This window comes from Bacillus thermozeamaize (assembly GCA_002159075.1).
GTDB classification, from domain to species: Bacteria; Bacillota; Bacilli; order ZCTH02-B2; family ZCTH02-B2; genus Bacillus_BB; species Bacillus_BB thermozeamaize.
Genome location: LZRT01000091.1, coordinates 1 through 10,855, shown reverse-complemented (window position 1 = coordinate 10,855; position 10,855 = coordinate 1). Strand labels below are relative to the sequence as shown.

Genomic DNA, 10,855 nt, shown 5'->3' with positions numbered 1-10,855 from the left:
CCAACGAGCTGGATTTGCTGATCAAAATGCTGGCTTACAACCTCTATGAGCGGTTCAAGCGGGACTATTGCGAACCCGTTCATTGGGGCTATACGATCGCCAGGTTTCGGCTGGAGTTCTTCCATTGGGCGGCGACGATCGTTCGGCACAGCCGGAAGCTCATCCTGAAACTGGCTCACGACTTTCCATACCGCCATGCGTGGAAGCGAATCGAAGCGCGGCTGGCGACCATGTCAGGTTAGAGATTCCCACAATTTTACATGGAAAACCAAAAGCCCCTTGCGGTGGGGGAGGGGGGAGGAATACCTTTCAACGCTGACGGGGAGTTGTCTGGCTGGGAACTTCCCTGTTATTTACAGGGTGTTATGCGCTAACATCTCGTGATTTTACCGAAACAATGGGCTTTCGAAATTTAGGATGAATTCCACGCTCCAGTGTTGATAATTGCATAAAATCTTAGGGCACCTTATTATTTTCGCAAAATCTTCTCCATCGCTTTTCCCCTAGCTAACTCATCAATCAGCTTATCCAAATAGCGAATTTCCCGCATTGTTGGTTCTTCGATATCTTCCACTCGAACACCGCAAACTACACCTTTGATCAAAGTCCGTGCAGGATTCAATTGGGGAGCTTCCGCAAAGAAGGTCTCAAAGTCTGTCTGTTTTTCCAGATGAACTTCTAACTCTTCCTGGCTATATCCAGTCAACCAACGGATGATTTCATCAACTTCCGATTTTGTACGCCCTTTTTTCTCTGCTTTCGAAATATAATGGGGATAGACTTTTGCGACACTCATTGTATAAATCTGATGTTTGGTCATGATACATCCTCCCTTAATTTTCCAAGCATCAGTTATATCGCATATTTATTGGACAGTTTAGAACCAATAATTTGTTTCTTCTCCCTTACAGGACATTGTATCACATTTTTATAACCATGCTTATTATGGACATTCATCTAAAATGCTCCCTTATCGACTGCCCCCTCCAAGCAATAAAATCAAACGAACATGAGCAATCCATTTTAATTTCCCTACTATGTCAAGAGACAATAATTCATGTCCATCCCTCCCCTCCCCCCTCAAACCCTCTCTTCCCTAGAGCCGCAAGGGTTTTCGGGATTTGAGGAGCCAGTTGGTACAAAATGCCAGAGAAATAAAAAGTGTCCGTCCAATTGGAAGGATTTAGGGAATTAGGGGGAAGGGATAAGGGAAATGGAACGTTGGGAAATGTCCATGGAAATATTTGAGGGAGTGTGAGGGGATGAGGGGAAAGGGATAAGGGAAGAGGACAGAAGGGGGGGTATATTGGGACAAAGCCTGATTTATCAACCCCTTTTCCCTTTCACCCTAACCCCTATATCCTTTCCAAAAGATGAAGCCGAACAGGTGATCAGGCATGAACCCTGACACCGCTCGGCTTCTTGGACATTTTTTATTGTCTCTGGACAGTTTTTATTTTCACGGGATGTATTTTCTGTCTACACCACCTTTGCATTTTAGTTTAGATTTAAGGATGTTTTCGCCGATTGAGACTATATAGGATAGGCCAATACCCCCTACTTTCTCTTCAATTTTGATTCAAATATAAGAACCACAGGGTATGTGATAATTAAAAAGAGCGTGAAATAAACAGAATTCTCGAAAAACACTCGGAACGATTCTTTAGACCAACCATCCTCACCAATAATCCAATACGCTACTTGGTTTGATATTCCAATTCCATCGTTTGCTTCTGGGATTAGGCTTTGGGTGTAGTTTTGAGCAAGGCAAACAACAGCTACAATGGATAAAGCAATCGCGAGGGCGATACCTTTTGAAAATGGATTCAAAATAGCATATTTTCTAAAGAAAACTAATGAAACAATGATAATAATTAAACAGAGAAGGATGAATAACATCTTTGCACCTCCGTTTTTCCCACCAAGCAACCCTTGAATCCTGTTTCTTTGAGTACTTCAAATAAAATATGCTTTACCTTGTTCCCTTTATTTCCAGTATACCATTCGTGCAAAAACAAAAGAAGAGTCCGTGTTAGCTCCTCTTCACCTTTATTCATCTTCCCGATGCCTTTCATAGGACTGTCTGATCAGAAACATCGCATAGTCGATTTCATCTAAAGAAGAAACGCCAAATTCAACGTCACCGTTCCCCCAACGACCGAGGTTACTCACATCTTTACAAATACCTCGAGGATCCTGTATTTCATCGAATGGCATATTTAAGCTTAACCGCAGTCTGCTTTTCTGCGGCACAATATCGACGAAGTTTGTTGACATCTTAAAAGCAATGTATAACTTTTTGAACTCCATGCGGACAGAGCTGTCCAGGTTACAAATTCGTTTACTCAATTCCTCGAATAACGCCAACATATCTCCCTGTAATTCAGGGTGATCGGCAATCGTATAAGTCACACTATCATTTTCGGAACCTTTCTTTCGGTATTTAGCCAGAATTTCATCCGAGAGCTGTGGGTATTCCCAGACTTTTAACGCCAAATTTGCAAGAAGCTCTGCCCGTTTGAGGATTTCCTCCTCATTCCAAGTTTCAAGTTTGGCCAGTTCTCTGTTTAACCTCAGCGGACTGTCTGCAAATCCGCCCTCCATATCCCGTTTTTCCTTAAACGACCGATCACTGAGCTCGGAATTATATCGGGTCAGTGTCAGGTTGCCCAGCGTATGAAGATACGTTTTGTGCACCTCTTCCCAATTTGGCCCCAAATCCCGTCTCCACTCTGGAGACAAGTTTGGATTTTGCGGCATGATGTGTTCAATCGTATAGGCTTCGATATCAATAATCTCTTTCCGATTGAAATTTTCCAGCTTCCGAAGCAGGTAATTTCGATTACGGAAATTATACACATCCTTAATCATGAGTTCCCGCTTGAACTCCTCATCGGTCGGAAACCGTTTATAGGAATCTTTGAGCAAAAACGCCGCCCGCACGCTTTCCACATAATTCGCCTTGTCGATCTCTTTGCTGAGGGTCGCAAACGTTTTGTTCAATGAATTGGTCGGAACCCCGCAAACCGCTCTGCGGAAAACGTAAGCTTCAACAAGCTTTAGGATTTCGATAAATTCCGATTTTGATAAAATTTGACGCTCATAGTCGTCATATACCTCAAGCAAGAACGGATACGAGACATCGACCTTTAGCGTATTGATATCTTTAAGCACTTCATTGATTTCTTTATCTTTTTCCGTTTGGAATGCAAGCTTCACAAAATATTGGGAATATCGATAAATGTCCTCGACAATTTGCTGGACACTCAGTTCACTGTGCTCAAATACATACGCCTTGAAACTGGAGTAAACTTCTTGTATGTTTGGAATTCGCCCCGTTTTCACCGTTAAATAGTCACGCATAAATCGGTCAAACAAAGCGGAATTTGTCAGATTCCCGAAGCTTTTTTCCATCGGATACCAGTATTCCCTGTACAGTTCCGCTTGCTCTTTCGGCTCCAGTTTCATCAAAACGAAGTTTCGGATCAAATCGGCTTGCGACAGATCAAGCCCTGTTGAGTTCAGACTTTCAAAAATTAATTGCGGATTATCATGGTCACGATCCAACGAAATATCTACAACAATCAACTTGGAGATTCCCTGATACAGCTTGTTCAGATCGATACCGCTGTTTTTGATGGATTCCGCAAAAAAATGATAGTTCTCGTACACCCTCGGAGAGTGTTCCTCGGGGAGTTTTTTGTCTAAGATCAGGTTGATCAGCGTGTCCTTATCGCTCTGCGTCAAGATGAGTTTGTGATACAGCTCCCCCTCTTCTTCACTGTTGACCAGATAGTAATTCATGATCTTCTTTTTCGTAATATCCAGGGTTTGTCCGCTCTCCTCGATGGCTTTGCCCAACGCAAGCAACAGTAACGTCAACGTGGTCAATCGTTGCTGTCCATCAATGACGAGCAGTTGCGGAACGGATGATACTTGATATAACCCTTGTTCTATGTATACAATCGAACCCACGAAATGACCTTTTATTTTTTCGTCTTCCGCCGCTCTTACAATATCGTTCCAAAGCTGGCGACACTGCTTTATCGTCCAGCTATATTTTCGCTGATAAATCGGGATGATGAATTGTTTTGTGCCTTGCATAAATTTCAATAAATTGGTTTCTACCGCCTTCACTTGACCCTCTCCTCATAAAAGAATTCCTTTCATTCATTTTACGACTTCCTAAATCATTCCTCCAAGTCCCCGTTTTTCGTCTCTGTTATTCTTATTGATTTCTAACCAAAAGAAAAAACCGTCATCTCACTAGACGGTTCATGCTCAATTATCGTTACCGCTTTATGAATGAGACTTAATAACTTCTGCACTAAATTCTAAACATTCACTACATATGGAAACCCCTGGTCCTATAGCTAGTTTACCGACTTCTTCTTTACTTCTACGACAAAACGAACAAGTTGTAACATATTCCGAATTGCTTATATTATTTGGTTTTGAATTTTTCTCTATTGCATTGTACAGTTCATCAATTACTTTTGGTTCAATATAATCAAAATCTCCTTTTAACTTTATTGAAATAGTTTTATAAGCAACAGCCATTCCTTCATAAAACCGTTGACTTTCTAATTGTTCACTGCTTTTAGACTTTGTTTCACATAATGAACTTAGTTTCTCTAATTCCAAAATAACATCTTCAATTTTAGCACCTCGAAAAGTTTTCTTGCGGAAATCTTGTTCCATAAAATAACACCTCTTGTTTCTTGTACACATTTGTATACACAGGATAGTATTATATATTCTTTTATGAAGCAAAATTTCCTGCTATTTTTAAAAAATTTTTTAGAATTAATCTGCACGTCAGTTTATATCCGATACTTCATTCCCTTTTCCCCTTTTTCCACTCATTCGGTAAACGTTATTTCAATTTTTCAGGATGTTTCACTTTTATGGATACAACCTCTCCGCAATCAAGACAAACCGTGTAAATTTTCTCTGAACCTATAGCCATTTTTTTATCGAGCGGTCGCAGATTCACATAATCCGTAGCTTGGATGAATGAAGTGCCTCCGCAATTTCGGCAACTCTCTTTTACAGTCATTCATGTCATCCCCTCAGCGAATATTTTCCATTCCGTTCTTCAATCCCAGTATACCACCGTTCAAAAGAAAAAGAGGAGGCCGCAATCACTCCTCTTCGCCTCTTATTCATAATGATGTCCAGTCTTTGCCTTGCCAAAAACTTGTGCAACTTGTTCATACGCGTCGCCTGAAAGCAACTTTCCAGCCATCGTTTTGATGAATTGAATGGCCTATTCTCTTTCCCCTGTATCTGCCAATTGTAAAGCTTCCACTGCTCTTTCAAATCGTGAACCTTGCGTATGCATAAATGGCAACATGACAAGCAGATTTTTCGTCGTTACCCGTCAGTATTCCCAACCTCGATTTTCCACTCCAAACCTGAGCTTGATCGCCTCAACCGCCAACCGCCTGTTTCGCTCGTCCAGGTTCACAAACAGATCGACGATAGTTCCGCATTCGTAGTTGTTGTACAAGTTGAATGCCAACTCCGCCAACGCTCTCGAACCGCTCGTCAAATCGACCGCTTGAAATGCCTCTGGACGGATCATCCGACCTTCGAAGTCGTAAAAATGTTCAATCCTATCTCCCAAGTCCTTGTAACCAGCAAAAATGTAAAATAACGCCTGTCTTTCCCTGTCTTTTGGGTGCGTCCCATCCTGCTTCAAGAATTGCTCGTACCTCCCCTGATGCTCTGGAAACAAAAACATAGAAGTCCCCTCCTGTTTTTTTGAAGAACTTCTATGTCATATGCGGATGGACAAGTGATGATAATGGAGAAGGGTAAAGGTGAAAAGATGATGTGCCAAAATGTGTCCTTGCCCGAAATGAACCACTTATTTGCCGCTAAATAGCAACCACTCGGTTGCGACCCGAATTTTTTGCACGATACAGTGCTTGATCTGCTCTTTCAATAAACTGGTGCAGGTCTTGACCTCTGATATATTCTGTGATCCCCATGCTTACGGTAACCCAGATCCGTGTTTCTTTATAAGTAAAGCTAGTGCTCTCAATTTCCTTTCTGATCCGCTCGGCAAGTTTCATCCCTTGTTGCAGAGGACAACTCGGCAATAGAATAATAAATTCTTCTCCTCCCGTTCGAATAAATACATCGGAATGACGAATCATTCGTTTCACAACCTCGGCTACTTTTTTCAACACCATGTCCCCTGCGTTATGACCATACGAATCATTAATGGACTTGAAATGATCAATATCAAAAATGATCAAAGTCATGGGATCATCATTTCTTTGACAGATGGGAATGGCTTTTTCCATGTACAACTCCAGGTATCGGCGATTATGAATATCAGTCAGCGGATCCGTTAAGGCGAGTCCCCGTAGCCTCTTAATCAGCTTGCGAGACTTAATCAAAGATAACGACGCCATCAAAAACACCGCCCATCCTACAGCCCCCGTTACAAGCAATTGAACCGCTTCCTCAGGATGAATGAAATTCTGACGTAACACGAATTCTGCAACAACCATCAAAACAGTGCATACCATCCCTATGATCATTGTTGCTTTTCGCGTTGGGTTCAGGATTACGAATGCAATAGCAGGAATCCATAGAAGCAACCATAAAGTCGGGATAGATACGTATACATTCAAAATGAATATCAACGCTAGCGATGCCAAAATTAACAGGTACATGAACTTTCGATCCAACATATCTCGTCATTCCTTAGTTTCGGCACTTCCCCGTTTTATTTGCCTTTTTTAAGCGAGAACTTTTTTCATCAAAAAATTCCGCCGAGCGGCATGGGCTTACCCAATAGGTTTCCTTGCCCCATATGAACACCGAGTGCTTTCGCTATCGCTAAATCGGTTGCCTCTTCAATCCCTTTCAAAATCAATTTCATGTTCTTTCGTTCACAAAGATCCAATACCACCCGAACCTCATTTTGCTTTTGATCTGAAGTGGACAAACCCACAGTATAGGATCGATCCAATTTCACAAAATCTGGGACAATTTCAGATACAAGTTTCATTAATGTTTTCCCATTGCCGAAATGATCAAGTGAAATACCGTACCCTTTATCCTTCAACAACTGTACTGCGTTTCGGAGCAATCCTATGTCTAATCCTTTTTCTGCTCCGTTTATTTCAAATACAATGTTTTGAATAGAAAAGCATACGCTCTTGAGTTTTTCCAGGAAATCAGGAAATGAATGATGCACCAAGGTATAAGGAAACACATTCACAAACAATCGGATGTTCCGAAAATTTGCCGATGCAAGAGCATGATAAATCGAGGAACAGTCCAAGTCATACAATTTGTTTTGTTCTATAGCTAACCGAAAAAGTGATTCGGAGGTTGGAGTACACTCGCAACGCAACAACACTTCATACCCGAATACGTGCCAATTTTCCAAAGCATATATCGGTTGAAATACATGATGAAACCATCTTTTATGAATCATTTCCTCCATAAAACCATTCGTTCCTGCCTGACATGATAAGTCTCCTGCCCACTTGCCGCCTACGATTTTGAGCTTCTGAGCAAATACCATGGATTTTGGTTTCAGTATTTTTTGTTTGGCTCAGTAAACAATACTTATAGTATATCTTTTGTTATTTTGAATATCTATAGTCTCTTGGGGAAACTTAAAGGTTAAAGCTAAAGTTACCTAAGAGGTGGTAAAATGAGTGATTTGCCAAAGGTTATCGGAGAACGGATACGAAATTTCCGCAAAGAAAAGGGATTGAGTCAGGAAGAATTGGCAGATATAGCCAATCTCCATGCTACATACATTGGACAATTGGAAAGAGGCGAGAAAAATGCTACGCTGGAAAGCATCGAAAAGGTGGCGAACGCTCTGGAAATTTCATTAGAAGACCTCTTTCGGTCGATCCAGCCTAAACCAAACTCTCAAGAATTCACAATTTCTCAAATCGTTACCCGCCTGCAAACACGAAGCATCGAAGATCAAAAAACGTTTCTAAAGTTGTTGGATGTATTGCTGGAATGGAAAGATCAGTAATCACCGACATCGTTATGATAAAGCAGTCATTGAGGCGGAGATTATCATTCCGCCTCAAACGAATGGATAAATGTCATGTTCCACAGCAAATTCCCAAGCCATGTTGTCCCAACACCGAATGCCACATGAGACACACCACCGATATCATACTTGTCCCCGCATAAGCCATCCCGAACCCCTAAATGTTGCAGGCGGCACCCCTCGTTTGAAAGCAAAAACCGCAGAACACCCCTGACGAAGGGCTCTGCGGCCACTTTTTTCCCATAATTACTTGAAAACCTGACATAACTTTGGTTTCCAACGAAACTGCCAAATCAGTCACCGATAAGCGGCCATGGCCTCCGCTTTCGTCCTGTGAACCGTGCCAAACGGATGCTCGGGCGGAGCATAAATGGAATACAGCTTCAAGGGAACATGCCCCGTATTGGTCACATTATGCCACGTCCCAGCTGGAATCATGATGGCGTCATCTTCGGACACATTCCTTTCAAATTCCAGACGGTCTTTGCGTCCACCCATTTGCACAAGTCCCTGTCCTTGTTCAATGCGGATGAACTGATCGACATCGGGATGCACTTCCAGACCGATATCGCCTCCGACATCGATGCTCATCAACGTCACCTGCAAATGTTTTCCCGTCCATATTGCTGTCCGATAATTCGGATTCCGTTTGGCGGCTTGCTCGATATTGACCACGAACGGTTGACCACCGTAATCCTTTAATTCAACGAGTGGGTTCTCGTCGTTCCTTGTATATTGGATAATACCGCCAGCATACGGTTGCCAGTACCGCCAGTCTTGTTGAGGGGGCCAATAAGCGGGCATGGGATAACGCCACTGCATCCTGTCATACGAGTAAGAGTAGTAAGAATTCAAAGGTTCACCCTCCTTTGAAGTGGGATCAACACAATCTGCGATTATTTTATGCGATGGCCCACTATAGGGTGAAAAGGAGCATATGGATCAGGTATCCCAGCCATGCCGCTCCGATGCCGAGAAGGTACGTCATCCCCATGTACAGAAGGCTTGTTTTCCCTTCGCCCCACCGAAACAGGTTCACGCTCTCCAGCTTGAACGTGGAGAACGTCGTAAACGCCCCCATGAATCCCGTTCCCAGAAAAAATGCTATCTGTTCATTTAATCCACTGCTTGCGATCCATCCGAGCAAAAAGGAACCGATCAGATTCACCAACAGCGTTCCAAGAGGCAACCTGGTCGGCCAACGAGCGGAAACAAATGCAACCATCGCGTAACGAGCCATCGCTCCCAAAAAGCCGCCCGCCGCTATCCAACCGATCTCAGCCATGTCGAACCCTCTCCCTTCTCCTGTCGGCAACCGCCGTTCCCATCCAAACCAGACACAATCCGCCGATCATACTTATCCCTACATACGCAATCCCGCTCCCCCATAGTCCCTGACGGAACAATTGGACGGTTTCCACACTGAACGTCGAAAACGTGGTAAAGGAGCCGATCAAACCCGTGCTGATGCTGATGCGAACACGAGGTGAAATGCGGTTTTTGTCCATGACCCATTGGAAAAACCATCCCAGGGCGAAACAACCGACCAGATTGATTGCCAACGTGCCAACGGGAAACGAGGTTTGCGGAACCAATTGTTGAACCCACAATCCTAAAACATACCGAAGCAAAGTGCCGATGATCCCCGCAATTCCGACCAAAAAATATGACATGCTGATTCCTCCCGAAATGCTGGATAAAAAAAACAGACCCCTACCCATACACTCGTATCGGTAGGAGTCATCAGCCGTCAGGCGGTTATGGCGAACTCCATCGCCTATTTCGCGTTGACACTATCATATTCCCTATTTCATCGAAAATCAATCCCAACAGCCTGTATTCTGGTATCTATGCTCCCGTGTCGCGAAACCGCTTGATTCGTTCTTCAATCTCGTCCCGCACGCGGCGGAACACCGCCAGTTTTTCTTCCTCCGTACCAGTCGCCTTGGCGGGGTCGTCAAATCCCCAATGCCAGCGTGTCACGTGCGGAGGTGTCATCGGGCATCGGTCGTTGGCGTCCCCGCAGAGCGTAATCACATAATCCGCCTTGTTTAACAGCTCGGGATCGATCACATCGGAAGTCTGGCTGGAAATGTCGATACCCACCTCCCGCATCACTTGAACCGCATACGGATTGAGACCGTGGGCCTCGATTCCAGCACTGTACACGTCAAATCGGTCGCCGAGATATTTTTTCCCGAACCCTTCCGCCATTTGACTGCGGCAGGAATTGCCTGTGCAAAGGAAATAGAGGATCGGTTTCTCCGCCATTTCGTCAGCCTCCTTGCGTGGAAAAAAATTTGCGTTGGAAATAGAGCGACAGCTTCACCAAAGCCAGCATTACGGGCACTTCCACCAGCGGGCCGATGACCGCCACAAACGCCGCTCCCGAATGAATGCCGAACACGCCGACAGCCACCGCAATCGCCAGTTCAAAATTGTTGCTTGCGGCGGTAAAGGAAAGCGTCGTGCAGACGGGGTAGCCTGCTCCCGCTTTTTTGCTGAGCAGAAACGACACCACAAACATGACGACAAAGTAGATGAGAAGCGGGATCGCGACCCTGAGCACATCCATGGGCAGTTCAAGGATGACCTCCCCTTTGAGGGAGAACATGACCACGATGGTGAACAGCAGGGCGACCAAGGTCAGCGGGCTGATCTTCGAAATGAACACCCGCTCGTACCATGCTTTCCCCTTGGTTTTCACCAGTGCATATCGGGTGATCATCCCCGCAAGGAAGGGAATGCCCAGGTAGATAAACACGCTTTTGGCGACCTCGGCCATCGTGATCTCGATGACCATGCTTTCCAATC

The 10,855-nt window shown here is 44.1% G+C and carries 12 protein-coding genes and 2 pseudogenes; 2 read left to right on the top strand and 12 right to left on the bottom strand.

Translation table 11 applies throughout. From position 1 onward, the window contains the following. Positions 1-242: pseudogene (locus BAA01_00605) on the top strand (transposase). 227 nt (positions 243-469) lie between these two features. Here the strand turns inward: BAA01_00605 and BAA01_00600 are convergent. The 7 genes from BAA01_00600 to BAA01_00570 form a co-directional block, all read right to left on the bottom strand. Next, the gene (locus BAA01_00600; GenBank protein OUM86360.1) at positions 470-820 is read right to left on the bottom strand and encodes a hypothetical protein; all 351 of its coding nucleotides are present in this window, start codon (positions 818-820) and stop codon (positions 470-472) included. A 737-nt stretch (positions 821-1,557) separates the two neighbouring features. Continuing rightward, complete coding sequence (locus BAA01_00595; GenBank protein OUM86359.1) at positions 1,558-1,899, bottom strand: hypothetical protein; 342 nt, start codon at positions 1,897-1,899, stop codon at positions 1,558-1,560. Between the two features lie 150 nt (positions 1,900-2,049). Next, positions 2,050-4,137 (bottom strand): hypothetical protein, encoded by a 2,088-nt coding sequence (locus BAA01_00590; GenBank protein OUM86358.1) that lies wholly within the window; start codon positions 4,135-4,137, stop codon positions 2,050-2,052. A gap of 927 nt (positions 4,138-5,064) precedes the next feature. Continuing rightward, positions 5,065-5,322: a hypothetical protein gene (locus tag BAA01_00585; protein OUM86357.1), complete on the bottom strand. Its 258-nt coding sequence runs from the start codon at positions 5,320-5,322 to the stop codon at positions 5,065-5,067. Between the two features lie 61 nt (positions 5,323-5,383). Continuing rightward, positions 5,384-5,746, bottom strand: coding sequence for a hypothetical protein (locus BAA01_00580; protein ID OUM86356.1), 363 nt, complete (start codon positions 5,744-5,746; stop codon positions 5,384-5,386). Positions 5,747-5,882: 136 nt separating this feature from the next. Further along, a complete protein-coding gene (locus tag BAA01_00575) occupies positions 5,883-6,707 on the bottom strand; it encodes a hypothetical protein (GenBank protein ID OUM86355.1) in 825 nt (274 codons plus the stop codon). A 68-nt stretch (positions 6,708-6,775) separates the two neighbouring features. Then, the gene (locus BAA01_00570; protein ID OUM86354.1) at positions 6,776-7,468 is read right to left on the bottom strand and encodes a hypothetical protein; all 693 of its coding nucleotides are present in this window, start codon (positions 7,466-7,468) and stop codon (positions 6,776-6,778) included. Positions 7,469-7,681: 213 nt separating this feature from the next. On the opposite strand from BAA01_00570, the gene BAA01_00565 reads away from it, so the two are divergent. Further along, the gene (locus tag BAA01_00565; protein ID OUM86353.1) at positions 7,682-8,020 is read left to right on the top strand and encodes a transcriptional regulator; all 339 of its coding nucleotides are present in this window, start codon (positions 7,682-7,684) and stop codon (positions 8,018-8,020) included. A gap of 318 nt (positions 8,021-8,338) precedes the next feature. On the opposite strand, the gene BAA01_00560 is transcribed toward BAA01_00565, so the two are convergent. The 5 genes and pseudogenes from BAA01_00560 to BAA01_00540 all read right to left on the bottom strand — a co-directional run bounded on the left by BAA01_00560 (position 8,339) and on the right by BAA01_00540 (position 10,855). Then, complete coding sequence (locus tag BAA01_00560; GenBank protein OUM86352.1) at positions 8,339-8,896, bottom strand: cupin; 558 nt, start codon at positions 8,894-8,896, stop codon at positions 8,339-8,341. A 61-nt stretch (positions 8,897-8,957) separates the two neighbouring features. Beyond that, positions 8,958-9,326 (bottom strand): hypothetical protein, encoded by a 369-nt coding sequence (locus BAA01_00555; GenBank protein ID OUM86351.1) that lies wholly within the window; start codon positions 9,324-9,326, stop codon positions 8,958-8,960. Next, positions 9,319-9,714 (bottom strand): hypothetical protein, encoded by a 396-nt coding sequence (locus tag BAA01_00550; protein OUM86350.1) that lies wholly within the window; start codon positions 9,712-9,714, stop codon positions 9,319-9,321. The genes BAA01_00555 and BAA01_00550 overlap by 8 nt, the downstream gene beginning before the upstream one ends. Before the next feature lie 175 nt (positions 9,715-9,889). Continuing rightward, the gene (locus BAA01_00545) at positions 9,890-10,312 is read right to left on the bottom strand and encodes an arsenate reductase (thioredoxin) (protein ID OUM86349.1); all 423 of its coding nucleotides are present in this window, start codon (positions 10,310-10,312) and stop codon (positions 9,890-9,892) included. Between the two features lie 4 nt (positions 10,313-10,316). After that, positions 10,317-10,855 (bottom strand): annotated as a pseudogene (locus BAA01_00540) (arsenical-resistance protein).